This window comes from Mesorhizobium sp. L-8-10, from assembly GCF_016756635.1.
Lineage (GTDB): Bacteria > Pseudomonadota > Alphaproteobacteria > Rhizobiales > Rhizobiaceae.
Genome location: NZ_AP023263.1, coordinates 1,566,858 through 1,591,388 on the forward strand (window position 1 = coordinate 1,566,858; position 24,531 = coordinate 1,591,388).

The following is a 24,531-nucleotide window of genomic DNA, read 5'->3' on the forward strand; positions in this document are numbered from 1 at the left end:
ACATCTAGCCGTGAACAAAAGATGAATCTTCCGGAGTCAGCGATTCGTCGCTGATTCGTTCCAGACTCGTTCCAAAGCTTAATCTGTGTTGTATCGATCGGCGTCGCGGCGGGCCGGGTCTCCGGCGTGAGGCGGCAGAAAATCCGACGATTTTGCCTGTTGCAGCCGGCTTCAGTTCCTATATGTCTGCCCATCCAAGGCGGCCTGCCTTTGAGCAGCGGATCGGGGATCCTCGCCTCTACCGCATCGGCTCGAAAATCGTGCTCGATTTCCGGCAAGCGCGACGCGTAGATTCAAAGTAGAGAGCGCCCGTGTGCGTCCAGATGGACACGCGGGGGGCTCCAGCCGAAAGGCCCGAAGAAGCTTCATGAACATCCAGCCGAAACCGAATGCTCCGCTCGTGCTGTCGGGCCGTGACGTCACTGCCGTGCTCGGGCCGACCAATACGGGCAAGACCCATCTCGCCATCGAACGCATGGTCGCCCATGAGAGCGGCCTGATCGGCCTGCCGCTGAGGCTCCTGGCGCGCGAGGTCTATGGCCGGGTCTGCGAGAAGGTCGGCGCGAACAAGGTCGCCCTGATCACCGGCGAGGAGAAGATCGTGCCGGCTGGCGCGCGCTATTCCGTCTGCACGGTCGAGGCGATGCCGCGCGAAACGGATGCGGCCTTCGTCGCCATCGACGAGGTGCAGCTCGCCGGCGATCTCGAGCGCGGCCACATCTTCACCGATCGCATCCTGCATCTGCGCGGCCGCCAGGAGACCCTGCTGCTCGGCGCTGCCACCATGCGCGGCATACTGGAGCGCCTGCTCAAGGGCGTGTCGCTGGTCACGCGGCCGCGGCTGTCGCATCTGGCCTATGCCGGTTCGAAGAAGCTGACGCGCCTGCCGCGCCGCTCGGCGATCGTCGCCTTCTCCGCCGACGAGGTCTATGCGATCGCCGAGCTGATCCGCCGTCAGCGCGGCGGTGCGGCCGTGGTGCTCGGCGCCTTGTCGCCGCGCACCCGCAACGCCCAGGTCGCCCTCTACCAGAATGGCGATGTCGACTATCTGGTGGCAACCGATGCGATCGGCATGGGGCTCAATCTCGATCTCGACCACGTCGCCTTCGCCCAGAACCGCAAGTTCGACGGCTATCAGTATCGCGACCTGAGTGCAGCCGAGCTCGGCCAGATCGCCGGCCGCGCGGGCCGCCATCTGCGCGACGGCACCTTCGGCGTCACCGGCCAGGTCGATCCGCTCGGCGACGAACTGGTGGAGAAGATCGAGAGCCACAATTTCGATCCGGTGAAGGTGCTGCAGTGGCGCACGGCAGTCTTCGATTATGCGAGCCTCGATGCCCTGAAGCGCTCGATCGAGACGACGGCGCCGGTCGAGGGACTGACGCGCGCGCTGCCGGCCGTCGACCAGCAGGCGCTCGACCAATTGTCGCGCGATCCCGAGATCCGCGACCTGGCGCACGGCACCGCCAGGGTGGCGCTGTTGTGGGAAGCCTGCGCCCTGCCGGACTATCGCAAGATCGCGCCTGCGCAGCATGCCGACCTCATCGGCTCGATCTATCTCGACCTCGTCCGCACCGGCCATGTCGACGAGAACTACATGGCCGAGCAGGTGCGCCGCGCAGACTCCACCGACGGCGACATCGACGCCCTGTCCCACCGGATTGCCCAGATCAGGACCTGGACTTTTGTCTCCAATCGGCCTGGCTGGCTGGCCGATCCGGCACACTGGCAGGAAAAAACGCGCGAGATCGAGGACAGATTGTCGGATGCCCTGCATGACCGGTTGACGAAACGCTTCGTAGACCGCAGGACATCCGTGCTCATGAGGCGCCTGAGAGAGAATAGCATGTTGGAAGCAGAGATCAGCCCTGCCGGGACGGTGACCGTGGAGGGTCATCACGTCGGCGAACTGCAGGGATTCCGCTTCACCGCCGACCAGAGCGCCGGCGGCGAGGATGCCAAGGCCGTGCGCGCCGCCGCGCAGAAGGCGCTCGCCACGGAGTTCGAGGCGCGCGCGGAAAAGTTCGCGATCGCGCCGAACGGCGACATCGCGCTTGCCTCGGACGGCATATTGCGATGGATCGGCGCGCCGATCGGCACGCTGGTGGCCGGCGAGGATCCGTTGCGGCCGCGCGTCATCCTCCTGGCCGACGATCAACTCACCGGCCCCGCGCGCGACAAGGTCGCGGCGCGGGCCGATCGTTTCGTCAACTACCAGATCGACACGCTGCTGAAGCCGCTGATCGACCTGAAGGGCGCCGAACACATCCCTGGCATCGGCAAGGGCATCGCCTTCCGCCTGGTCGAGGAACTCGGCCTGATCAACCGCCGCGATATCGCGGAAGACGTGAAGTCGCTGGACCAGGACGGCCGCGCCGCGCTGCGCAAGCTTGGCGTTCGCTTCGGCGCCTACCACGTCTTTGCGCCGGCGCTGCTCAAGCCCGGCCCGGCCAGCCTGGTGACGCTGCTCTGGGCGCTGAAGAACGACGGCAAGGACAAGGCAGGCTTCGGCGACATCGTCCATGCCCTGGCCGCGGGTCGCACCTCCGTCGTGGTCAACCAGAGTTTCGATCGGGCTTTCTACAAGCTTGCCGGCTTCCGCATCCTCGGCCGTCGCGCCGTGCGCGTCGACATATTGGAAAGGCTAGCGGACCTGATCCGTCCGGCGCTCGCCTGGCGGGCCGGCATCGGGGCCCGTCCCGACGGCGCCTGGGACGGCAACGCTTTCCTCGTAACCCCGCCCATGATGTCGATCCTCGGCGCCACCGCCGACGACATGGAGGAGATCCTGAAGGGTCTTGGCTATCGCGGCGAACCGAAACCCGCGGCCGAGGTGAAGGCGAGGCTCGCCGAGATCGACGAGGCAGCGAAGGCGGCAGCCCTTGCCAAGGCTGCGGCCCAGGCTGCTGCAGCGGCAGCAGCGGAAGCCGCCCCGGCTCAGACCGAGGCGGTTGAAGCGGAAGTCACCGAGAGGGCCGTAGACGAGACCGTAGACGCGGCCGTCTCAGGTGAGGCCGAGGCCCCTGAGGACGTCTCTGCTGCTGCCGACACGTCTTCCGCCGAGGAAAGCGGGCAAGCCGCGGAAGCTATGTCTGTCGAGCCGCAGGCCGCTGCGGAAGCGCCCGTTGCGGAAGTCGTAACGACCGAAGCCGAGATCGCCCCGGCCTCGGCTGCCGGCGGTTCCCAGGCGGCCGACGAGCCCGCTGCGCAGGCTGAAGCCGGTGTGGCGGCTGCCGGCGACGGGGGCAAGGCCGACGAGGCCACCGCGACCACCGAAGCCGCCGCGGAGGAGGCGAAGCCGATCATGCTCTGGCGCCAGGCGCGATTCGAGCAGCGCCCGCGCCACCGCCATCACCCGCGCGGCAAGGAGGGTCAGCGCCATGGCGGGCCGCGTCACAGCGCGCCCGGCGAGCGCCATGAGCGTACGAGCGACGGCGGACCGGGCGGCAAGCAGCGCTTCGAGAAGAAGTTCGCCGGCAAGCCCGGCAACGGGCCCGACGGGGGCGATCGACCGGAGCGAAGCGACAGGAGCGGCGACCAGCGAAGCGACAGGAGCGGCGACCAGCGGCGCGACCGGGATCGCGACCAGCGCAAGGGCGGCGAGGGGCAGAAGCAACGCTTCCAGCCGCGGCCGCGCGAGGAGCGCGCCCCGCGCTTCGACCCGGATTCGCCCTTCGCCAAGCTCGCCGCCCTGCGCGACCAGCTCAAGAAATAGATGGACGGCGGGCGGCGGCGGCTCGACAAATGGCTGTTCTTCGCGCGCGTCGTGAAATCGCGATCGCTCGCAGCCAAGCTGGTCCAGTCGGGCCGCGTCCGGGTCAACCGTGACAAGGCCGAGCAGGCGGCGCATCCGGTCAGGCCGGGCGATGTTCTTACGATCACGCTCGACCGGCGCATTCTCGTGCTGAAGGTGCTCGCCGGCGGCGTCCGCCGCGGGCCGGCCGAGGAGGCGCGCACCCTCTATGAAGACCTGACGCCGCCGCCGGCGCCGCGCGATGCAGCCCTGTCCGACGCGCTGCCGCCCTTGCGCGATGCGGGCAGCGGCCGACCCACCAAGAAGGAACGTCGCGAGACCGACCGCTTCCGCTCCGGCGAGTAGATACCAGGCATGCCCCCCAAAGCGTGCAGCGGTCTCGGGAAAAGGGCATGCGCTGATCAGGAACCTGCAGTGCGTGTCGTTTGAACCGTCCTCCAGGCGATACGCCGCAGGCGGAAAATGCGCCCGTCCGGGCTGGCCCGAAAATCGGTTCCTCGCGGGCGCGACTGCGCGCAATGGCCGCCCTTGCCATGGTCCGTCAAAGGGTCTACCTCACGAACGCAACCAGTAGAATACGGGACCTCCCGGAGCCGCCTCCATGACCTATGTCGTCACCGACAACTGCATCAAATGCAAATATATGGACTGCATAGAGGTGTGTCCGGTCGACTGTTTCTACGAAGGCGAAAACATGCTCGTCATCCATCCGGACGAGTGCATCGACTGCGGCGTGTGCGAACCCGAATGCCCGGCCGACGCGATCAAGCCGGACACCGAGCCCGGGCTCGACGACTGGCTCAAGATCAATGCCCAGTATTCCGAGGCCTGGCCGAACATCACCTCCAAGAAGGAGCCGCCGGCCGACGCCAAGGAGTTCGACGGTATCGAGGGCAAGTTCGAGAAATTCTTCTCTCCCGAGCCCGGCGAAGGGGACTGATCTTCGCCCGGAAATTGTAACCGGCTTGATCAATTTCGTCCGAATTGTCACCTTGCTCAGCCGCATTGACAACGGCCGATTCTTCGCGTGTGCAGCAAATTGTTGATTCTGTCGACTTTTTGTGCTATCCGTAAAAAACATGCCGGTGACACAACGTCGATTGATGGCGAACGCCTCAAATCATTGAAAGGTGATGCACACACTCCGGACCAGGCGAACTGGGCCAGGCGGGTATGATTTGTACCTGTGCTGCGGCTCGGCTTATTCCGGATGTGAGACCTGTTGTGCGGCAATCTAAGGCCCGCCATGTCGGCGGCCATGTCAAGTCTGGCCGGCGATTCCGCCGGCAGCGCAAAGGAGTGCAGGGCGTATGGCAACCCCCCAGAAGAAGACAGCGGCGACGCGTCACGGATTCAAGACCGGCGAGTTCATCGTGTATCCGGCGCATGGCGTCGGCCAGATCGTATCGATCGATGAACAGGAGGTCGCGGGCCACAAGCTGGAACTCTTCGTCATCGACTTCCAGAAGGACAAGATGCGTCTCAAGGTGCCGGTGGCCAAGGCCACGTCGATCGGCATGCGCAAGCTGTCCGAGACCGACTATGTCGATCGCGCGCTGAAGGTCGTGCAGGGCCGCGCCCGCGTGAAGCGCACCATGTGGTCGCGCCGCGCCCAGGAATATGACGCCAAGATCAATTCCGGCGATCTGATATCGATCTCGGAAGTGGTGCGCGACCTCTACCGCGCCGAGAACCAGCCCGAGCAGTCCTATTCCGAGCGCCAGCTCTACGAGGCGGCTCTCGACCGCATGGCGCGTGAGATCGCTGCCGTGAACAAGATGTCGGAGACCGAAGCCGTGCGCCTCATCGAGGCCAATCTGGCCAAGGGGCCGAAGCGCGGAGCCAAGGCCGACAACGAAGAGGCCGAGCAGGAAGAGGCGGCCTGAGCCGGCATTCCGTCACGATACCGAAGAGCCCGGCCGTCGCGCCGGGTTTTTCTTTGAAGCATGTCTTCCGAAAGCTGGTACCTACGCAGACGTGCCGCTGCCTGGGCCGCCGAGCCGGGCGAGCAGCCCCGCCAGATTGTCGAAAGCGCCGCTCCAGCCCTGTTCGTGATCGGCGCGCTCGTGCTCGCCGAGCAGTCCGGAATGGGTCATCACCATCAGCGTGTCGCTGCCTTGCGCGGAAAGCTCGACCCGGACGATAGTCTCGATGCCGGCCATGCCGTGGCCTTTCTCCCAGATCCAGCTGAGGACAAGAAGCTCGGGCGCACGCATCTCGAGGTAGCGGCCTGCCACCTCGTAGCCCACCCCCTCGGGTGACTGCATCTCGATCCGGAAGCCACCGCCGATCCGGGCATCCGCATGGGCCGTCTGGACAGTGTAGCCATGCGGGCACATCCACCGGCGCAGCAGCTCCGCGCGGGTGAAGGTCTCGAACACCAGCGACGGCGGCGCGCGGAAGGTCCGGCGCATGTCGAGCAGGAAATCTGCCTTGCGGATTCGCATGGTCTCTCTGCTTGCGTGTCGTTCCCGTCGAAAATCGCAACACAGTGGATTCTCGATCTCCGGACCTTGATGCTACAGGGCGTCCCTTGCGTGTCCAAGCGGACCAGCAGAGGCTAGAACCAGGCCGGCCGCATCGACAGTGTCGTATCGTCGAGGCTGTCGAGCAGGGCCCGCTGGGTACGCGCCTTCGGCAGCTCGTAGGTGAAGAAGTAGCGGCAGGCGGCGAGCTTGCCCTGCAGGAAATCCGCGTCTCCTTCGCCGGCTGCGAGCTTGCGCGATGCCGTCACCGCCTGCCTAAGCCACATCCAGGCGATGGCGACGTGACCCGTCATGTCGAGATAGGCGGTGGCGTTGGCCAGCGCCAGTCGCGGGTTCTCGGCTAGTGCGGCGGCGAGCTTGCCCGTCGTCGCCACGGTCTCCGAGAGGTGCGCGGCGAGATCCGCCGCATGGGCGCGCAAGGCATCGGTCGCATTCGCCGCGGCCACATCGGACATGACGCGGGCGGCAAAGACGCGCATGCCGTCGCCGCCCGCCTGCACCACCTTGCGGCCGAGCAGATCCATGCCCTGGATGCCGTGCGTGCCTTCATGGATCGGGTTGAGGCGGTTGTCCCGATAGAGCCGCTCGACGGGATAGTCGCGGGTGTAGCCGTAGCCGCCGAGCACCTGGATCGCGTGCTTGTTGGCTTCGAGGCAGAACTCCGATGGCCAGGACTTCGCGATCGGCGTCAACAGGTCGAGCAGCAGCTCTGTCTCGCGGCGCTTCGTCTCGTCGGTTTCGGTGCGGATCGTGTCGACAAGCAGGGCCGCCTGGAGAAGGAGCGCGAACGCGCCTTCGACCGCCGCCTTCTGGGCGAGCAGCAGGCGCCTGATGTCGGCATGCTCGATGATGGCGATTTGCGGGCTGGCGGCGTCCTTGCCGTCGGGCTGGCGGCCCTGCGGCCGTTCCCGGGCATAAGCGAGCGATGCGCGGTAGCCGGCTGCGCCGAGTGCCGTCGCACCGAGGCCGACGCCGATGCGGGCCTCGTTCATCATCTGGAACATGTAGGCGAGCCCCTTGTTCTCCTCGCCGACCAGATAGCCGGTGCAGGGCGTGCCCTCTCCGAAGTTGAGCAGCGTGTTGGTCGTGCCGCGATAACCCATCTTGTGGTTGAGGCCGGCCAGCGCGACCCCGTTGCGAGGTCCCCGGCTGCCGTCGTCGGCGACCAGATATTTCGGCACGATGAACAGCGAGATGCCTTTCACCCCGGGCAGGCTGCCGGGGATCCTGGCGAGCACCATGTGGACGATGTTCTCGGAGATCTCCTGGTCTCCGCCCGAGATCCACATCTTGCGTCCGGTCAGCCGCCAGCTTCCGTCGGCCTGCCGTTCGGCGCGGGTGGTGATGTCGGAGAGCGACGAGCCCGCCTGCGGCTCCGAAAGGCACATGGTGCCGAAGAACCGGCCTTCGACCATTGGCCTCAGGAACCGCTCCTTCTGCTCCGCGGTGCCGAAGGCGGCGATCAGATTGGCCGCGCCGACGGTGAGGAACGGGTAGCCGGCGGTGCCGACATTGGCCATGGAGAAGATGAAGGCGCAGGCGCTGCGCACGGTTTCGGGCATCTGCGCGCCGCCCCATTCATGGTCGAAGCCCGCACCGAAGAAGCCCGCCTCGCGGTAGGCGGCGAGCGCTTCGCCGACGCGCCCGTCCATGACCACCTTTCCGTCGACGAAGCGCGGCTCGTTCTCGTCGAGGGCGGCGGCGTGGGGCAGGAAATGGTCGAATGCGATGCGCTCGGCGGTATCGAGCGCGGCCTCGATCGCCGCGCGGTCATAGTCGGCGAAGCGCGCCGCGGCAGCGAGTTCCTCTGCCCTGACCACGTCGAAAAGCTGGAAGGCGAGATCGGTCCGGTCGACGCTGATCATGGAACATTTCCTCATCCGGTACGTTGATGGTTCTGGACGGCGGGCCGGAGTTTAGCCGCTCGACGCACCCTATGCCTATCACGGTCCGTTGCGGACCGGGATTCGTGAACGGCCATCTTGTGGAGCGCATGATGACGGACGAGTCGGCGAGACGGACGATGATCCGGGCGGCGATGAAGGCGCCCTATCTGGAGCGCGATGAAGAACTGGCGCTGGCTATCCGCTGGCGCAAGGATCACGACCAGGAAGCGCTCCACCGCATCACCACCGCCCATATGCGGCTCGTCATCTCGATGGCGGCGCGATTCCGGAATTTCGGGCTGTCGATGGGCGATCTCATCCAGGAAGGTCATGTCGGTCTTCTGGAGGCTGCGGCACGTTTCGAGCCGGAGCGCGAGGTGCGCTTTTCCACCTATGCCACATGGTGGATCCGCGCCTCCATCCAGGATTACATACTGCGTAACTGGTCGATCGTTCGCGGCGGCACGAGTTCGGCGCAGAAGGCCCTGTTCTTCAATTTGAGGCGGTTGCGCGCGCGCCTGGCGCAAGGATCCGACCCGCTGTCGAGCGCGGCAGCCTATCGGGAGATCTCGCTTGCGCTCGGCGTGCCCGAGGCGGATGTCGCGCTGATGGATTCCAGGCTGTCCGGTCCCGACGCCTCGCTCAACGCCCCGATCGCCGAAGAGGGCAGCGGCGCTTCGGACCGTCTCGACTTCCTCATCTCGGATGAGCCGCTTCCGGACGAGATCGTCGGCGACGCCATCGACGACGAGCGCCGCAGCGATTGGCTGAACAGCGCGCTCTGCGTGCTCAATCCGCGCGAGCTCAAGATCATCCGCGAGCGGCGCCTGTGCGACGAGGGCGCCACGCTGGAGGCGCTCGGCGAGACGCTGGGAATCTCCAAGGAGCGTGTTCGCCAGATCGAGAACCGTGCGCTCGAAAAGCTCAAGGTCGCGCTGGTCAAGGCCAATCCGGCCTTCGAATCGCAGGCCGCGTGACCGGCTGCCGTCGTCGTAGACAGAACGTCGGGTCTAATGGTCCTTCGGCCGGTTGGCCTCGAAGGCCGTCTTCTTGGCGTCGGAGGCTTCCGTCTGGTGGCGCGCCTGCCATTCGGCATAGGGCATGCCGTAGATGATCTCGCGCGATTCCTCCTTGCTCATGTCGAGGCCGGCCGCGTTGGCGGCGTCGCGATACCAGTTCGACAGGCAGTTGCGGCAGAAGCCGGCGAGGTTCATCAGGTCGATGTTCTGGACGTCGGCGCGATTGCGCAGATGCGCGACCAGCGTGCGGAAGGCGGCCGCCTCGAAATCACGCCTCTGCTCGTCGGTGAGTTCGCTCATTCCAATCTCCTTCACACTGGCCCGGTGCGGGAGCCGTAGCGCCTGACCTCATGTATATCGGGGCGACGGTTGATCGCGTCAACGATCGGCGCGAGCCGCTCGGCCCAGCGCGTGGCCTGATGCTCGTCGGCGATCAGATCCTGCCTGATCTCGACCAGCGCATGGGCGAAGCCGTTGACGATGGCGTGCCTGAACATGGTGTCGCCGCGCAAGGCGCCGTCATAGGGCTCGTTGTCGCCGACGACGAGGTCCGGATCCTGCGACAACTGGTCGATCAGCGGCAGCGGCGCGCGCGGATCGAGGTCCCACAGCACGCCGACATGCCAGGGGCGCACGAAGCCCTGCATCACCGGCGTAAAGGAATGGATGGACATGACGAAGGGCGCATGGCCGGAATCATGCGCGGCCGAGGCGGTAACCGCCGCGACCGCATCGTGATAGGGCCGGTAGAAGCGCTCGAGCCGTCTTTCGCGCTCCTCCGGCGCCATCGGATAGTTTCCCGGCACGACGGTGCCGTCATAGAGCTGGCGAATCAGCGTCGGGTCGTCCTCGCCGCGGTTGGGGTCGATGAGCAGCCGCGAGAAATTGGCGATCACGGCCGGCGCGTCCAGCAGAGCGGCAAGCCGCCGCGTGACATGCTCGACGCCGATGTCATAGGCGATGTGGCGGTCGAACTCCCCGGCCGGCAGGCCAAGATCGCCATATTCCTCGGGCAGGTCGCGCCGCGCGTGATCCGCGATCAGCACGAGGCCACGCTTTCGGGAGCCCTCGACGACCTCGAAGGGAGCAAAGACTGCGGAGCGTGTCATGCGGGTCGAATTGTCCCCTGTTCGTCCATTTCGGCGTGGGACCCGTCATTTCACGGCGGTGTCGGGGTTGCAATGCCGTTGTTTGGCCAATCTTTTTACTGAAATGACCAAAAGGGTGACGAACTCGTCCGGCGGTCGCGTTCTAAATCGATTGGGTTCCGCAGCGGGCGCGCGTTGACATGCGCCCGGACTTTGCCGAAAAGGGGCGTCAACGATGCCGATTTCACTGTCGAGGGGCTTCAGGATGATATTCGCCGGCAGGCTGCGCCTTCGCCACCTGATGGCCGCGCTCTTGCTTTTGCCGGGTATCCCCATCGTCGCGGCCGTTGCGTCTTCCCCGGCCCTGGCGGACTTTCGGGTCTGCAATGCCACCCAGAACCTCATCGGCGTGTCGATCGGCTATCGCGCCAAGGCCGGCTGGGTCACCGAAGGCTGGTGGCATGTCGAAGGATCGACCTGCAAGACCCTGATCGAGGGGCCTTTGTCATCACGCTATTATTATCTGTATGCAGAGGATGCCGAGCGCGGTGGGCGCTGGGACGGGCCGATCAACATGTGCGTCGCCGAGAAGGAGTTCAAGATCGCCGGCGTCAGCGACTGCGTCGCCCGCGGCTTCCAGCGCGCAGGATTCCAGGAATACGACACGGGCGAGCAGGCGAGCTGGATGGTGCAGCTGACCGATCAGCCCGCAACCGGCGGCGCACCGGCCGTCACGGGAACAGGAACTCAATGAGACGCAGCCGAAAGGTCAAGATCCTCGCAACGCTCGGCCCGGCTTCTTCCGACGAGGCCATGATCCGAAAGCTCTTCGAAGCAGGCGCCGACGTCTTCCGGATCAATATGAGCCATACCGACCACGAGCTGATGCGCACGCTGGTCGGACGCATCCGCGCGGTCGAGCAGGCGGTCGGCCGTCCGATCGGCATCCTGGCCGATCTGCAGGGCCCGAAGCTCAGGGTCGGCAAGTTCGCCAGGGGCAGGGAAGAGCTGAAGCCGGGCCAGACATTCACGCTCGACGACAATCCCGAACCCGGCAATGCCGAGCGCGTCCATCTCCCGCATCCCGAGATCCTGAAATCGGTGGAGCCGGGCGACCGGCTGCTGATCGACGACGGCCGGCTGCATCTGGTGGCGGAAGAGACCGACGGAAAGTCTATCGTGACGCGGGTCGTCACCGGCACCAGGATCTCCGACAAGAAGGGCGTCAGCCTGCCCGACACGGAACTGCCGCTCGGTGCGCTCACCGAGAAGGATCGGCGCGATCTCGACGCGGTGCTCGCGACCGGCGTCGACTGGGTGGCGCTGTCCTTCATCCAGCGGCCGGAGGACCTCGCCGAGGCGCGCAAGATCGCGCGCGGCCGTGCCGCACTGATGTCGAAGATCGAGAAGCCGCAGGCGGTCGCCCGGTTGGCCGAGATCATCGAGCTGTCCGACGCCATCATGGTGGCGCGTGGCGATCTCGGCGTCGAAATGCCGGTGGAAGCCGTGCCCGGCATCCAGAAGCAGATCACGCGCGCCGCGCGCCGCGCCGGCAAGCCGGTCGTGGTGGCCACGCAGATGCTGGAATCGATGATCAGCGCGCCGGTGCCGACCCGTGCCGAGGTCTCGGACGTGTCGATCGCGGTCTTCGAGGGTGCCGACGCCATCATGCTTTCGGCCGAATCGGCAGCCGGCGAGTATCCTATCGAGGCCGTCGGCATGATGAACAGGATCGCCGAACGCGTGGAGCAGGACCCGGTCTATCTCGGCATCATCAACGCCCAGCGCTCGGAGCCGGAGGCGACCGGCGCCGATGCGATCTCGGCCGCCGCGCGCCAGATCGCCGAGACGCTGAAGCTTTCCGCGATCGTCACCTACACGGCATCGGGTACGACCGGCCTGCGCGCCGCCCGCGAAAGGCCGCAGGTGCCGATCATCGCGCTGTCGCCGATCTTGGAGACGGCGCGGCGCCTTTCGCTGCTTTGGGGGACGCATTGCGTGGTGACTGAGGACGCCACCGACCTCGACGACATGGTCGATCGCGCCTGCCGCATCGCGTTTGCCGAGGAGTTCGGCCAGCCGGGCGACCGGGTCATCATCACCGCGGGCGTGCCGCTGCGCACGCCGGGCGCGACCAATATGCTGCGCATCGCCTATATCGGCTCCGACGGGCTGGGCGCGCTTTAAAGCATGTCTCCCGAAAGTGGGTACCGGTTTCGGGGACAAAGACATGCGTCAAACCAAAGACCTACAGCGAGCGTGAATCCGTTTTCACGCAACACGCTGTAGGGCCGCTCGCCGATCGGAAGTCCCCAATCGACGCCGTCAGGCTCGATCAGGCCTGCCGGCGTGTCACTTTTGCTCGACTGCGCAAGCGCGATCGTCAGACCGGGTTCGCAATTCTGCTGCAATGCAGTATCTATGCTGCAACGCAATATCCAGGGAATTGAAAGGATACCCGATGACCAGGACAGCAATCATCACAGGCTCGACCTCCGGCATCGGCCTCGCCATCGCCCACAGGCTGGCGGCACAAGGCTGCAACGTGGTCGTCAACTCCTTCTCCGATACGGCCGAGGATCACGCCGCCGCCGAGTCGATCGCTGCCAGGCATGGTGCGCGCGCCGCCTATATCAAGGCCGACATGTCGAAGCCGGCGGAATGCCGCGCCCTGATCGCCGCGGCGGCCGAACGTTTCGGGACGGCCGACATCCTGGTCAACAATGCCGGCATCCAGCATGTCGCGCCGGTTGAGGCGTTTCCGGTCGAGAAATGGGACGCCATCATCGCCATCAACCTCTCTTCGGCCTTCCATACGACGGCGGCCGCGATCCCGTTGATGAAGGCCGCCGGCTGGGGCCGGATCGTCAACATCGCCTCGGCCCACGGGCTGGTCGCCTCGCCCTTCAAATCGGCTTATGTCTCGGCCAAGCACGGCATCATGGGCTTCACCAAGACGGTGGCGCTCGAGATCGCGCGCGACGGGATCACCTGCAACGCGGTATGCCCCGGCTATGTGCTCACCCCGCTGGTCGAAGCGCAGATCCCCGACCAGATGAAGGCGCACGACATGGATCGCGAGACGGTGATCCGCGAGGTGATGCTCGAGAAGCAGCCGACCAAGGAGTTCGTGACGGTCGAGCAGATCGCTGCGACGGTGTCGTTCCTCTGCTCGGAGGACGCCGCCCAGATCAACGGCACCCATATCTCGGTCGACGGCGGTTGGACCGCGGAATGACGATAGCCCCCGCCAAGGACTCGTGGCCGGCCGATGTCGTCGAAGCGGCGTCGCGCAAGCCGATCAACATTGCGTTGCAAGGCGGCGGCTCGCACGGCGCCTTTTCGTGGGGGGTGCTCGACCGCCTGCTCGAGGACGGGCGCCTGGATTTCAGGGCGATCTCAGGCACCAGCGCCGGCGCGATGAACGCGGTGGCGCTCGCCGACGGGCTGGTTCGCGGCGGCCGCGACGGCGCCCGGCGCAAGCTCGACGACTTCTGGCGCGCGGTCGGCCGGACAGGCCGGTTCAGCCCCGTCCAGCGCACGCCGTGGGACGTGTTGTGGGGCAACTGGTCGGTCGAGAACACGCCGGGCTATTTCTGGTTCGATGCGATGTCGCGGCTGTTCTCGCCCTATGCGGCCAATCCCTTCAACGTCAATCCGCTACGCGATGTCGTCGAGACCGAGATCGACTTCGACAATGTCCGCGGCTGCCATGACATCAAGCTGTTCCTGTCGGCCACCAATGTCGAGACCGGCCAGTTGCGGGTCTTCGAGACAGGAGAAATCAACGCGGACGTGGTCATGGCTTCGGCCTGCCTGCCGCAGATCTTCCAGGCGGTCCGCATCGACGGCGCCCCTTATTGGGACGGCGGCTATGGCGGCAATCCGGCGCTTTATCCGTTCTTCTACGCCAGCGCGGTCGAGGATGTGCTGCTGATCCAGATCAATCCTGTTTTCCGCGAGGGTGTGCCCAAGACCGTCAACGAGATCCAGAACCGGGTCGACGAAATCACCTTCAATGCGGGGCTGCTGCGCGAGTTCCGCGCCATCGCCTTCGTCAAGGAACTGATCCGCAGCGGAAAGATCGGCCACGACGACTATCGCGACATCCGCATGCATCGCATCGACGCCGACGAGGCGTTCAAGGATCTCAGCGCTTCGTCCAAGGTGAATGCGGAGTGGGCGTTTCTTGAATATCTGCGCGACCTCGGCCGCTCGGCCGCAGATGACTGGCTGGAAGAGCATTTCGACAAGGTCGGAAAAGAACCGACGCTCGATCTTTCCGATATGCTGGTGCCGGGTATGACGCCGAGACCGAGCACCGCACCGGGACACCGGGTCCGGGAATTCCTCGCGCGGAGGAGAAAGCCGGCTGCCGTCCGGCAGGCGTGAACCGGGACTTGGTACCCTGTTTCGACCGCCCACCACTCAGACGGATAGCTGCCGCAGCTTCGTCTGCCTGCCGATGGGAACTTCATGCATTGACGGCGCGGCGACGAGGCGAATTACCTGAGAAATATCCGGCCATCGCCACACGATCGTCGCTGCGACTTGATGAAGAGGCGTTTCCATTCCAGATCGGCAGAGTGGCGTCCGTTCGACAGCCCCGGTACGTCCTTGATGTGGTAAGCGGCGTGGCCAAAATGCTGGATGAAGCCATGCAGGGTCGTTGCGAGTACCGGTGACGTGCAGTTGTCGAAAAGGACGTTCACGCAGCCAGCTTCTGTTCCATCGATGCTTCGAACTCGATGGCCCTACGCACTGAGGCTTCGGAGACCTCGAACGCCGTGGCTGCTCCCTGAACACCTTCTGTTTTTGCGGCGGCTGCCAGGACGGCGGTCGGGACGCTCGACGCTGCGTCGATCGGTTGACCAAAGGAGCGAGCCGGATCCACCACTACATTCAGGCGACGGCCGCCAGGCCACCACAGAAAGGGCGCACCGTGATCATCGAAGTCTACCGTCTTCAGGATGGGATTGATGATATCGTTGAATTCATACTGCCGCCTGAAGAGGTTTAGCAGACGCTCGCGTTCACTTCCGTCCGGGTCGGTCTCAATGACCCTGAGAAATATCTCCCGTCCGTCGGTCCGAAAGTGGTTCGTGGAGAGCGGATGATCGTTGCCCAGAATGTCGCGCGCCAGTTGGATTGCCATACGTAGGCGAAGCGCAGGCACGCCTGCTCGGATGAAGGCGTCGACAACGCGCACTTCCATGAGGTCCCGGAAGCCGAGGAACACACGGTCGTCGAGCGTGACTTCAGGTCGCCAAAGAGGCTCGTACGCCTGCTCCCCGATCCTATGACCACGAAGCCAACGCGTGATCCTTGCAGCCGGGATGTGCAACAGCCGGCCGGCCTCCGATGGCGTGTAGACTCCCATGCCGATCAGTTCGTCACTCATGAGAGAAATCTCCCGTTCCACGGGCATAGAGTCATCGACCATTGCCGGTGTCAATCGGGATTGCGGGAGAGAGCAAGAGGCAAGAGCCGGAGAGTTCTTCACCGGCGGGGCCAGTCAGATTCCACCGCGGGCGTCAGGCCCGCAGAGCCAGTTCGATCACGGTGACCAGCCCGCGCGCCGCTTGCCGTTGCTCGTCGGGGTCGCTGGTGCGCATCTTCATGCCTTCCAGCCCGTCGAGCAGCAGTTCGGCGAGGGTCTGCGCCGAAAGCCCTCGCGCTGCGAGATCGGTTCCGGTGCGCGCGGCCTCCGCGGCGGTTGCCTCGGCGAGCAGGCCGACCAGCCTCTCCCTCCAGGCGCCCATCAGCTCGCCGGCGAGGCTGTTCTTCATATCGAGGATCTCGGCGCCATGCGGCGACTGGGCGAAGGGCTGCATCATGCCGATCAGCGACTTGTCGATCGCCGCCACGACACGCTCGCCGAAAGGAGCCTCCACGGCAAGTTCGGCCTGCGCGGTCGCGATCGACTGGTCGAACAGCATCGTCGCGATCGCCCGATAGATATCCGACTTGTTCTTGAACAGGAGATAGAGCGCCGGCCGGGATACCTCCGCCGCGCGGGCAATGTCGTCCATCGTGGTCCGCGCGAAGCCGTAGGCAAGAAACATCCGCATCGCGCCCTCTATGATGCGGGCGCGTTTGGGATCTGCGGTGAATTCGGCTTCCGGCGTCATGTCTGATGTTCCTCCTCTCTCTCTTGACAAAATGACGGAATTTGTCAAGATGTCCTAGCTGCATAAGCCAGCGCCATGGACGACAACGGAGGGTATCCCCATGCGCCTGACCGTAAACGGGAAGGACATCGACATCGAGGCCGATCCCGACATGCCGCTCCTTTGGGCGCTGCGCGATCTGGCCAACATCAAGGGTCCCAAGTTCGGCTGCGGCATCGCCGCCTGCGGCGCCTGCACAGTGCTGGTCGACGGCACGCCGATACGCTCCTGCTCGCTGCCGGTCGGCGCGGTCGAGGGCGAGATCACGACGATCGAAGGCCTGGCCGCCGACGGCAAGCTGCATCCGGTCCAGCAGGCCTGGCTGGAAGACCAGGTCGCGCAATGTGGCTATTGCCAGGCCGGCCAGATTATGAGCGCGGTGGCGCTGCTCGACGAAATCGACAACCCCACGGACGCCGACATCGACAATGCGATGGGCGGCAATCTCTGCCGCTGCGGCACCTATCCGCGCATCCGGGCGGCCATCAAGAAAGCGGCCGCCCTCAAACTCGCGAGGGCCTAACCATGGCAAGCCTTGGAACAATCGCTCGCCGTACTTTCCTGATCGGGGCCGCCGCGATCGCCGGCGGCGTGGCGGTCGGCTATTACTATTATCGCAGGCCCTATCCGAACCCCCTCGAAGGCGAACTCGCCGACGGCGAGGCGACCTTCAATCCCTATGTGAAGATCGCCGACGACAACACCATCACCGTCGTCGCGCCGCGGGCGGAGATGGGGCAGGGCATCTCGACGTCGCTCGCGGCTCTCGTCGCGGAGGAACTCGACGTCGATCTCGCCCAGGTCAGGGTCGAGCACGGCCCGGCCTCATGGGCCTATTACAATTCCGAAATGCTGGCCGAGGGCGGCCCCTTCGCCTTCTACGAGGAGGGCATCGCCGCCGAGACGATGCGCGATGTGATGGGCGCGGTTGGCAAGATCCTCGGCTTCCAGGGCACCGGTGGCTCGGCCTCGATGCGCGACGGTTTCGACAAGATGCGGCAGGCGGGTGCTGCCGCGCGGCTCATGCTGGTCGCCGCCGCGGCCGACAGGCTCGGTGTCCCGGCGGTCGATCTCGAGACGTCCAAGGGAGTGATCAGCCATCCGGCGACGGGAAGGTCGGTCACCTATGGCGAGGTCGCGGTCGCAGCCGGGGCCGCCTCCCCGCCTTCGACGGTCACGCTGCGTCATAAGGCCGAATGGAAGCTGCTCGGCAAGCCGCAGATGCGCCAGGACATGCTGGCCAAGGTGACTGGGGCGCCGATCTTCGGCGTCGACGTCGACCTGCCCGAAATGCTCTATGGCACGGTGAAGATGAGCCCGCGTTTCTGGGCCAGGCCGGTCAAGGCCGACCTGTCCAAGGCCGAGAAGATGCCTGGCGTCGTCAAGATCGTGCCCATCGACACCACCTACGGCTCGGGCTTCGGTGTGATCGCCGAGAACAGTTGGGCCGCCTTCAAGGCGGCCGAGGCGATCGAGGTCGAATGGGGCGCCGCCGAATATCCGCCCGACAGCGCAGCCATCGAAAAGGCACTGCAGGATGCGCTCGCCGCCGGCGGCGGTTCGGTGCTGCGCGACGATGGTGACGTCGACACCGCCTTCGCCGACGCGCCCCGCGAAAGGATCGTCGAGGCGGATTACGCGGTCCCCTATCTTGCCCACGCCTGCATGGAGCCGATGAACGCCACGGCGCGGCTGAAGGACGGCGTGCTCGACATATGGTCGCCGAACCAGATGCCGACCATCACGCGCCAGCTCTGCGCCGGCCTCGCCGGCGTCACACAGGACAAGACGAACGTCCATACGACCTATCTGGGCGGCGGTTTCGGCCGACGCGGCGAGATGGACTATTCGATGTTCGCCACGCTGCTCGCCAGGGAGGCCGCGGGCCGCCCCGTCAAGGTGGTCTGGACCCGCGAGGAGGACATCCGCCATGACGTCTATCGACCGGCTGCAGCCGGACGGTTCCAGGCGCGGCTCGGCGAGGATGGATTGCCCGTTGCGATCGATATGAGGATTGCCTCGCCCTCGACGATTGCCAGCACGCTGCGCCGCACCTTCCCGTCGCTTCCCGCCGCGGGGCCGGACAAGACGATCACGGAAGGATCGCACGATCAGCCCTATACGGTCCCCAACTATAGGGTCACCGCGATCCCCGCCGCCGTCTCGGTGCCGGTCGGCTTCTGGCGTTCCGTCGGCAACTCCTACAACGGCTTTTTCCATGAAAGCTTCATGGACGAGATCGCCGCATCAGGCAAAATCGATCCTGTCGAGATGCGCCGCAAGCTGATGGCCGATTACCCGGCCGCGGTGAAGGTGGTCGACAAGGTTGCCGAGATGTCGAAATGGGGCGAGGCGCTGCCAGCCGGCAAGGCCAGGGGTTTCGCCTTTACCCTCTCCTTCGGAAGCTGGGTTGGCGAGATCGTCCAGGTCGCCGACACGCCTGAGGGCATCCGGATCGAGAAGGTGTGGATCGCCGCAGATGTCGGCACCGCCATCGATCCCGGCATCATCGAGGCGCAGCTCACGTCAGGGGCGGTCTTCGGCCTGTCGGCCGCGGTCGGCCAGGAGATCACCTTCGCCGACGGCATGGTCGAGCAGTCGAACTTCCACGACTTCGACGCCATGCGCATCTTCCAATGCCCGACTTTCGAAGTCGCGATCCTGGAGAACTATCACCGGATGGGCGGCGTCGGCGAGGTCGGCACGCCGCCGGCGGCCCCGGCGCTGGCAAATGCCGTCTTCGCGCTCACCGGCAAGCGCATCCGCCGGCTGCCGCTCAACAAGGAAGTCGGCTTCGCATGACAGGGGGCGGCAGATTGCTGACATCTGCTGCCATGCTGGTCACGCTCGCCGCAGGCGCGAGCGGGCAGGAAGCGCCGGCAACTGTAGCCGATCCTGCCCGAGGCCTCGGGGAATGGGAGAAGATCCATGCGGTCTTCTCGCATCCGCGTTGCGCCAACTGCCATGTTGAAGATGAGCATCCGCGCTGGTCCGGGCCGGAGTTTCCGGTTGCGCGACATCACGGCTTCAATGTCGGGCGCGGCGCCGACGGTTCCGGCTTCGGCAATGCCGGGCAGCGTTGCACGACATGCCATTTCGACAGCAATTCCAGCGCGTTGCATGGACCGCCCGGTGTCGAGGGGTGGCATCTCGCGCCTGCTGAGATGGTCTGGTGGCAGAAGTCGTCGGCCGAGATCTGCGCCCAGATCAAGGATCCCGAGCGCAATGGCGGCCGCACGCTGGAAGAGGTCGCGACGCATGTCCGGGACGACAAGCTCGTCGCCTGGGGCTGGGCGCCTGGGCCCGGTCGTGAGGTGGCGCCGGGCTCGGCGCAGGAAACCTACGAAGCGATCCGTAACTGGAGCGCGGCGGGAGCGCCTTGTCCCGGCGGCTGATGTCGTTCTGGGGCAGTCGTGGGGCGAAGTGCTTTTCCGACTATTTTGCAGGTTGACTTTGCTGTAGAAGACGCACGCTCCGCGGGAATGCGGGCATCAGATAATTGAATTCGACCGGGCGCGATCCCATATCGAGCGTCGCGCTCGGAGGATGGAGTGGTCGGGCCGCGACCGCCAACGGAAAGCGACGCATGTCGAGAATCAGGTACCACAAGTTTGCGGCCCTGGCCGTGACGATCGGTTTCGCCACCTGGATTGCCACGGGTGAATTCTCGTCAGTGGGCAGCGCCCAGTCCGAGGCCGGCGCGAAACCGGCGGCGGAGGAAGCCAAGGCACCCGCCCGCACGGTCGCAGTCGTGACGCCGCCACGGCTCCGGCACGCCCGCGCGATCCGTATTTCCGGACAGACCGAAGCCGATCAACGCGCGGCGCTCGCCGTGCGCAGCGGCGGCATCATCGACGAACTGCCGGTCAGGCAGGGCGACCGCGTCAAGGCCGGCGACCTGATCCTGCGTCTTGCCGACGAGGAAAAGGCAGCCGCCGTCGACATGGCCAAGGCCGTGCTCGGTCAGCGCCAGGCCGAATGGGAAGCCGCCGAGCGGCTCCACAAGGCCGGCAGCACGCCGAAGCTGCAGCTCGAGCTCGCGCGCTCCCAGCTCGCCACGGCCAAGTCGCAGCTTGAAGCCATGGTCGCCGATCTCGCCCGCAACGAGGTTCGCGCGCCATTCGACGGGCTGGTCGACCGCGTCGACGTCGAGCGGGGCGCCATGATCATGCAGGGCACCGAGGTTGCCACCATCATCAGCCTCGACCCGGTCATCGGCGTCGGCGAGGTGAGCGAGCGCGACCTGCAGTTCCTGCGCAAGGGCGAGGAAGCCGAGGTTCGGCTGGTCAATGGCGAGACCGTCAAAGGCACACTGCGCTACATCAGCCGCGACGCGTCGGCCGCCACACGCACCTTCCGCGTCGAGGTGGCGATCCCCAATCCCGACAAGGCCATACCGGCGGGCATGACAGCGGAGGTCATCCTGCGCTCCGAGCCCGTCGATGCAGTGGCGCTGCCGCGTTCCGTGGTGACGCTGAGCGCTGCCGGCGACCTCGGCATCCGGGCGGTCGGCAAGGACAACAAGGTCGCCTTTTATCCGATCGACCTGATCGACGACACGCCCAAGGGGCTGGTGCTCGGCGGCATTCCGGCCGATGCGCGTATCATCGTCGCCGGTCAGGATCTGGTCACGGAGGGCGACATCGTGAACCCCGTCGTGGCTGATCCGGACACGATCAAGCGGCTGGTGGGCGACGTCAGCGGCGGGGCACTCTAGCCCATGGATATCGTCCGCCTCGCAATCCGGAACGCTCGCCTCACGCTTTCGATCATGGTGTTCTTCCTGATCGCCGGTGCGCTCGCGTATCAGTCGATCCCCAAGGAAGCAGAGCCGGACATCCAGATTCCGATCATCTATGTCAGCCTGACCTACCAGGGCATCTCGCCGGAAGATTCCGAGCGGCTTTTGCTGCGGCCCGTCGAGACGCGCATGAAGAGCCTTTCCAACGTCAAGGAAATGCGCTCGTCGGCCTATCAGGGCGGCGGCTTCGTGCTGGTCGAGTTCAATGCCGGCGCCGATCTCTCGACGGCACTGGAGGATGTGCGCGCCAAGGTCCAGGATGCCAAGCGCGACCTGCCCCAGGACGCTGACGAACCGACCGTAAACGAGGTCAATCTGTCGGAGTTTCCGGTGCTGGTTGTGACGCTGGCCGGCAACGTGCCCGAGCGTGCGTTGACGGCCGCAGCGCGCGAACTGCGCGACCGCATCGAGGAAGTGCCGGGCGTGCTGGAGGCAGACCTGCAGGGCGCCCGCGACGATCTCGTCGAGGTCATCATCGATCCGGTGAGGCTGTCGTCCTACGGCTTGAGGCTCGACCAGCTCATCCAGGGCGTCGTCGCCGGCAACAGCCTGGTCGCCGCAGGCAACATCGAAGGCTCCGAAGGGCGCTACGCGGTCAAGGTGCCGTCGCTGATCGAGACGCCGGAAGACGTCGCCAACCTGCCCGTCGTGGCCACGCCCAGTGCGGTCGTGCGCGCGCGCGACATCTCCACCATCCGCGCGACCTACAAAGATGCCGAGACGGTCACCCGGCTCGACGGCAAGCCGGCCATTGCTATCGAGGTGAAGAAGCGCACCGGCGCCAATCTGGTCGAGACGGTCGACGCCGTGAAGGCCGCCGCGGGCGAGTTCGCCAAGCGGCTTCCCGAGGGTACCGTCGTATCCTACAGCCAGGACAAGTCGACGACCATCCGCCAACTGCTCGGCGACCTGCAGAACCATGTGATGATCGCGGTCATCCTGGTTTTCATCGTCATCCTCTATTCGCTGTCGGGCCGGGCCTCGATGCTGATCGGGCTCGCCATCCCGACTTCCTTCCTGCTCGGCATATTGATGCTGTCCATGGCCGGCTTCACGGTGAACATCGTGGTGCTGTTCAGCCTGATCCTCGCGGTCGGCATGCTGGTGGACGATGCCATCATCGTCACTGAGTTCGCCGAAAGGCGCATGTCGGAGGGCATGGACAGGAAGGAAGCCTATGCGCTTGCCGCAAATCGCATGGCCGGCCCGGTGATCGCGGCGACCATGACGCGCGTGGCCGCCTTCTCGCCGCTGCTGTTCTGGCCGGGCATCGTCGGCGAGTTCATGAAATACATGCCGATCACGCTGATCGTGACGCTGTCGGCATCGATGCTCTACGCCCTTGTCTTCACCCCGACGCTGGGTGCGATCTTCGGCAAGGCGCATCCCGAGCCCGAGCATCGCGACGGCTGGTACATGGCCACCGTCAAGGCCGCCGTCCGTTTCCCCAAGACCGTGCTGCTGCTCACTGTCGGCCTGCTGGTCGGCGTGCAGGTCGCCTATTCCAAATACGGTGCCGGCCTCGAATTCTTCCCCAATGTGGAGCCGGAATACGGCCTGCTCTATGTCCATGCCCGCGGCAATCTTTCGCTGGCCGAGATGGACCTTGCGACCGGGCTCGCCGAGGAGCGGATCCTCGGCTGGCCAGGCGTGAAATCGGTCTACACCCGCGCCGGCAAGGCAACTGGCAGCGCCAACAACGTTGCCGAGGATGTGGTCGGCGTCATCCAGTACGAGTTCATCGACTGGCGCCAGCGCAAGCCCGCCCATGAGGTGCTCGACGAGCTTCGTGTGGCCATGGCCGGCATCCCGGGGGTCGATATCGAGGTGCTGGTGCCCGAAGCCGGGCCGCCGACCGGCAAGGCCATCCAGGTCCGCCTTTCCGCGGCCGATCCCGAAGGCCTGAACGAGAAGGCCAAGGAGGTCGCCGCGCAGCTCGCCGCGATTCCGGGCGTCATCGACATCGCCGACGGCCTGCCGCCGCCCGGCATCGACTGGGCGCTGGAGGTCGACCGCGGCAAGGCCGCCCAATACGGCATCAGCCCGTTCGCGGTCGGCAGCGTGGTGCAGCTCGTCACGACCGGGCTGAAGCTCTCCGACTACAGGCCCGCCGGCGCCGACGACGCCGTCGACATCAGGCTGCGCCTGCCCGAGGACCGCCGCACGCTGGCGACGCTCGACCAGCTGCGCGTCGAGACCGCTGAGGGGTCCGTTCCGATCTCGAATTTCGTCAATCGCAAGCCGGAGCCCCGCGTCGGCGTCCTCAACCGCATCGACGGCCAGCGGACCATCGTGGTGCAGGCCAACATCGCCAGCGGCTTCCAGCCGGCGGCGGTGCAGGCCCAGGTCAACGAGATGATGGCCAAGCAGGATCTCGGCGCCATCCGCTGGAAGCTCGCCGGCGAAGACGAGGAGAGCAAAGCTGCCCAGGACTTCCTGTCGAAAGCCTTCGGCGCGGCGATCTTCCTGATCTTCATCGTGCTGCTCGCGCAGTTCAACAAGTTCACCAGCGTGTGGCTGGTGCTGTCCTGCGTGGTCATGTCCACGATCGGCGTTTTCCTGGGCCTGCTGATCACCGGGCAGCCCTTCGGCGTGGTGATGTCCGGTATCGGCGTCATCGCGCTGGCCGGCGTCGTGGTGAACAACAACATCGTGCTGATCGACACCTATGACAGGCTGCGCGAGGAAGGCTGGGGCAAGCTCGACGCCGTGCTGCAGACCTGCCGCGAGCGTGCGCGACCGGTCGTGCTGACCGCGCTGTCGGCTATCCTCGGCGTGCTGCCGATCGCTTTTGGCCTCGGCCTGGAGATCTTCCATCACGAGACCACGATCAATGCGCCGTCGACGCAATGGTGGATCTCGCTCTCATCGGCGATCGTGTTCGGCCTGTCCTTCGCGACGCTGCTGACGCTGGTGGTGACCCCGGCGATGCTGATGGTGTTCACCCGTGAAAAGCACCGCAAGGGCGAAAGGAGCTGGTGGGGCCGGCTGTTCCGTCGCGGCAAGCAAGCCAAGGAGACCGCGCCGGCAGCAGCGGAGCCCGGTGCCCCGGCGGAAGCGTTCCCGAAGGCTGCGGAGTAAAAGAGGCCCCAGCACGACCGGCGCGGCGACCGATTATCGAGCCGCTCTTCGAAGCCTGGGTGGCCACCTCCACCACAACAGCAGCAAAAAGGAAAGGGCGACGTGCGGCAATGACGCCGCCCTAGACCGCCGAGGGGCGGCCATCGAGAAGATGTCGCCTGCCGGCTCAGCTTCCCGCCCTGTTGCGAGGCCGGCTGATGGCTGTCTCGCTATAGCTGCACCTTCCTCGAAATTCTCGGAACGATA

The 24,531-nt window shown here is 65.5% G+C and carries 21 protein-coding genes; 14 read left to right on the forward strand and 7 right to left on the reverse strand.

Translation table 11 applies throughout. From position 1 onward, the window contains the following. Nucleotides 1–367 precede the first annotated feature (367 nt). The 4 genes from JN280_RS07230 to JN280_RS07245 all read left to right on the forward strand — a co-directional run bounded on the left by JN280_RS07230 (nt 368) and on the right by JN280_RS07245 (nt 5,640). Nucleotides 368–3,715: a helicase-related protein gene (locus JN280_RS07230; protein WP_202311067.1), complete on the forward strand. Its 3,348-nt coding sequence runs from the start codon at nt 368–370 to the stop codon at nt 3,713–3,715. Next, nucleotides 3,716–4,099: an RNA-binding S4 domain-containing protein gene (locus tag JN280_RS07235; RefSeq protein WP_202311068.1), complete on the forward strand. Its 384-nt coding sequence runs from the start codon at nt 3,716–3,718 to the stop codon at nt 4,097–4,099. A gap of 256 nt (nt 4,100–4,355) precedes the next feature. After that, the gene (gene fdxA, locus JN280_RS07240) at nt 4,356–4,694 is read left to right on the forward strand and encodes a ferredoxin FdxA (RefSeq protein WP_202311069.1); all 339 of its coding nucleotides are present in this window, start codon (nt 4,356–4,358) and stop codon (nt 4,692–4,694) included. Nucleotides 4,695–5,064: 370 nt separating this feature from the next. Beyond that, the gene (locus JN280_RS07245; RefSeq protein WP_202311071.1) at nt 5,065–5,640 is read left to right on the forward strand and encodes a CarD family transcriptional regulator; all 576 of its coding nucleotides are present in this window, start codon (nt 5,065–5,067) and stop codon (nt 5,638–5,640) included. An 81-nt stretch (nt 5,641–5,721) separates the two neighbouring features. On the opposite strand, the gene JN280_RS07250 is transcribed toward JN280_RS07245, so the two are convergent. Together JN280_RS07250 and JN280_RS07255 are read right to left on the reverse strand one after the other, a co-directional pair. Beyond that, nucleotides 5,722–6,201 carry an SRPBCC family protein gene (locus tag JN280_RS07250; RefSeq protein ID WP_202311073.1) on the reverse strand — a complete coding sequence of 160 codons (480 nt, stop codon included), beginning with the start codon at nt 6,199–6,201 and terminating at the stop codon, nt 5,722–5,724. Nucleotides 6,202–6,314: 113 nt separating this feature from the next. Beyond that, nucleotides 6,315–8,105, reverse strand: a complete 1,791-nt coding sequence (locus JN280_RS07255) for an acyl-CoA dehydrogenase (RefSeq protein WP_202311075.1) — start codon at nt 8,103–8,105, stop codon at nt 6,315–6,317. Nucleotides 8,106–8,236: 131 nt separating this feature from the next. Between JN280_RS07255 and JN280_RS07260 the strand changes: the two genes are divergently transcribed. Then, nucleotides 8,237–9,103, forward strand: coding sequence for an RNA polymerase factor sigma-32 (locus JN280_RS07260; protein ID WP_202314599.1), 867 nt, complete (start codon nt 8,237–8,239; stop codon nt 9,101–9,103). Between the two features lie 33 nt (nt 9,104–9,136). On the opposite strand, the gene JN280_RS07265 is transcribed toward JN280_RS07260, so the two are convergent. Further along, nucleotides 9,137–9,445 (reverse strand): DUF1244 domain-containing protein, encoded by a 309-nt coding sequence (locus tag JN280_RS07265; RefSeq protein WP_202311077.1) that lies wholly within the window; start codon nt 9,443–9,445, stop codon nt 9,137–9,139. A gap of 11 nt (nt 9,446–9,456) precedes the next feature. Continuing rightward, a complete protein-coding gene (locus JN280_RS07270; protein ID WP_202311079.1) occupies nt 9,457–10,254 on the reverse strand; it encodes an N-formylglutamate amidohydrolase in 798 nt (265 codons plus the stop codon). Nucleotides 10,255–10,534: 280 nt separating this feature from the next. Between JN280_RS07270 and JN280_RS07275 the strand changes: the two genes are divergently transcribed. The 4 genes from JN280_RS07275 (at nt 10,535) to JN280_RS07290 (ending at nt 14,625) form a co-directional block, all read left to right on the forward strand. Then, a complete protein-coding gene (locus JN280_RS07275) occupies nt 10,535–10,987 on the forward strand; it encodes a DUF1036 domain-containing protein (protein ID WP_342215988.1) in 453 nt (150 codons plus the stop codon). Next, a complete protein-coding gene (gene pyk, locus JN280_RS07280; protein ID WP_202311081.1) occupies nt 10,984–12,420 on the forward strand; it encodes a pyruvate kinase in 1,437 nt (478 codons plus the stop codon). Before JN280_RS07275 ends, pyk begins: the two co-directional genes overlap by 4 nt. 274 nt (nt 12,421–12,694) lie before the next feature. Then, nucleotides 12,695–13,471 carry a 3-hydroxybutyrate dehydrogenase gene (locus JN280_RS07285; protein WP_202311083.1) on the forward strand — a complete coding sequence of 259 codons (777 nt, stop codon included), beginning with the start codon at nt 12,695–12,697 and terminating at the stop codon, nt 13,469–13,471. After that, nucleotides 13,468–14,625, forward strand: coding sequence for a patatin-like phospholipase family protein (locus JN280_RS07290; protein ID WP_202311085.1), 1,158 nt, complete (start codon nt 13,468–13,470; stop codon nt 14,623–14,625). Before JN280_RS07285 ends, JN280_RS07290 begins: the two co-directional genes overlap by 4 nt. Before the next feature lie 113 nt (nt 14,626–14,738). Here the strand turns inward: JN280_RS07290 and JN280_RS40255 are convergent, their stop codons facing one another. The 3 genes from JN280_RS40255 to JN280_RS07305 form a co-directional block, all read right to left on the reverse strand. Beyond that, entirely contained in the window at nt 14,739–14,945 is a 207-nt protein-coding gene (locus JN280_RS40255) for a PIN-like domain-containing protein (protein WP_202311087.1), read from the reverse strand. Next, entirely contained in the window at nt 14,942–15,634 is a 693-nt protein-coding gene (locus JN280_RS07300; RefSeq protein WP_202311089.1) for a hypothetical protein, read from the reverse strand. The genes JN280_RS40255 and JN280_RS07300 overlap by 4 nt, the downstream gene beginning before the upstream one ends. A 133-nt stretch (nt 15,635–15,767) precedes the next feature. Next, nucleotides 15,768–16,364 carry a TetR/AcrR family transcriptional regulator gene (locus JN280_RS07305; RefSeq protein ID WP_202311091.1) on the reverse strand — a complete coding sequence of 199 codons (597 nt, stop codon included), beginning with the start codon at nt 16,362–16,364 and terminating at the stop codon, nt 15,768–15,770. A gap of 100 nt (nt 16,365–16,464) precedes the next feature. Between JN280_RS07305 and JN280_RS07310 the strand changes: the two genes are divergently transcribed. The 5 genes from JN280_RS07310 to JN280_RS07330 all read left to right on the forward strand — a co-directional run bounded on the left by JN280_RS07310 (nt 16,465) and on the right by JN280_RS07330 (nt 24,285). After that, the gene (locus tag JN280_RS07310) at nt 16,465–16,926 is read left to right on the forward strand and encodes a (2Fe-2S)-binding protein (RefSeq protein ID WP_202311093.1); all 462 of its coding nucleotides are present in this window, start codon (nt 16,465–16,467) and stop codon (nt 16,924–16,926) included. Nucleotides 16,927–16,928: 2 nt separating this feature from the next. After that, nucleotides 16,929–19,205 carry a xanthine dehydrogenase family protein molybdopterin-binding subunit gene (locus JN280_RS07315; protein ID WP_202311095.1) on the forward strand — a complete coding sequence of 759 codons (2,277 nt, stop codon included), beginning with the start codon at nt 16,929–16,931 and terminating at the stop codon, nt 19,203–19,205. Between the two features lie 14 nt (nt 19,206–19,219). Continuing rightward, nucleotides 19,220–19,798: a hypothetical protein gene (locus JN280_RS07320; protein ID WP_244743070.1), complete on the forward strand. Its 579-nt coding sequence runs from the start codon at nt 19,220–19,222 to the stop codon at nt 19,796–19,798. A gap of 191 nt (nt 19,799–19,989) precedes the next feature. Continuing rightward, nucleotides 19,990–21,120: an efflux RND transporter periplasmic adaptor subunit gene (locus JN280_RS07325; protein WP_202311099.1), complete on the forward strand. Its 1,131-nt coding sequence runs from the start codon at nt 19,990–19,992 to the stop codon at nt 21,118–21,120. Between the two features lie 3 nt (nt 21,121–21,123). Next, on the forward strand, nt 21,124–24,285 hold the full coding sequence (locus JN280_RS07330; protein ID WP_202311101.1) for an efflux RND transporter permease subunit: 3,162 nt from the start codon (nt 21,124–21,126) through the stop codon (nt 24,283–24,285). Nucleotides 24,286–24,531: the final 246 nt, after the last annotated feature.

Excerpts from the sequence above, each read along its gene's own strand:
- fdxA (WP_202311069.1), top strand. The coding sequence starts at position 4,356 with ATGACCTATGTCGTCACCGACAACTGCATCAAATGCAAATATATGGAC.
- JN280_RS07300 (WP_202311089.1), bottom strand. The coding sequence starts at position 15,634 with ATGAGTGACGAACTGATCGGCATGGGAGTCTACACGCCATCGGAGGCC.
- JN280_RS07250 (WP_202311073.1), bottom strand. The coding sequence starts at position 6,201 with ATGCGAATCCGCAAGGCAGATTTCCTGCTCGACATGCGCCGGACCTTC.
- pyk (WP_202311081.1), top strand. The coding sequence starts at position 10,984 with ATGAGACGCAGCCGAAAGGTCAAGATCCTCGCAACGCTCGGCCCGGCT.
- JN280_RS07245 (WP_202311071.1), top strand. The coding sequence starts at position 5,065 with ATGGCAACCCCCCAGAAGAAGACAGCGGCGACGCGTCACGGATTCAAG.
- JN280_RS07275 (WP_342215988.1), top strand. The coding sequence starts at position 10,535 with ATGGCCGCGCTCTTGCTTTTGCCGGGTATCCCCATCGTCGCGGCCGTT.
- JN280_RS07305 (WP_202311091.1), bottom strand. The coding sequence starts at position 16,364 with ATGACGCCGGAAGCCGAATTCACCGCAGATCCCAAACGCGCCCGCATC.
- JN280_RS07255 (WP_202311075.1), bottom strand. The coding sequence starts at position 8,105 with ATGATCAGCGTCGACCGGACCGATCTCGCCTTCCAGCTTTTCGACGTG.
- JN280_RS07285 (WP_202311083.1), top strand. The coding sequence starts at position 12,695 with ATGACCAGGACAGCAATCATCACAGGCTCGACCTCCGGCATCGGCCTC.
- JN280_RS07290 (WP_202311085.1), top strand. The coding sequence starts at position 13,468 with ATGACGATAGCCCCCGCCAAGGACTCGTGGCCGGCCGATGTCGTCGAA.
- JN280_RS07230 (WP_202311067.1), top strand. The coding sequence starts at position 368 with ATGAACATCCAGCCGAAACCGAATGCTCCGCTCGTGCTGTCGGGCCGT.
- JN280_RS07325 (WP_202311099.1), top strand. The coding sequence starts at position 19,990 with ATGTCGAGAATCAGGTACCACAAGTTTGCGGCCCTGGCCGTGACGATC.
- JN280_RS07315 (WP_202311095.1), top strand. The coding sequence starts at position 16,929 with ATGGCAAGCCTTGGAACAATCGCTCGCCGTACTTTCCTGATCGGGGCC.
- JN280_RS07330 (WP_202311101.1), top strand. The coding sequence starts at position 21,124 with ATGGATATCGTCCGCCTCGCAATCCGGAACGCTCGCCTCACGCTTTCG.
- JN280_RS07260 (WP_202314599.1), top strand. The coding sequence starts at position 8,237 with ATGACGGACGAGTCGGCGAGACGGACGATGATCCGGGCGGCGATGAAG.
- JN280_RS07235 (WP_202311068.1), top strand. The coding sequence starts at position 3,716 with ATGGACGGCGGGCGGCGGCGGCTCGACAAATGGCTGTTCTTCGCGCGC.
- JN280_RS07265 (WP_202311077.1), bottom strand. The coding sequence starts at position 9,445 with ATGAGCGAACTCACCGACGAGCAGAGGCGTGATTTCGAGGCGGCCGCC.
- JN280_RS07270 (WP_202311079.1), bottom strand. The coding sequence starts at position 10,254 with ATGACACGCTCCGCAGTCTTTGCTCCCTTCGAGGTCGTCGAGGGCTCC.
- JN280_RS07310 (WP_202311093.1), top strand. The coding sequence starts at position 16,465 with ATGCGCCTGACCGTAAACGGGAAGGACATCGACATCGAGGCCGATCCC.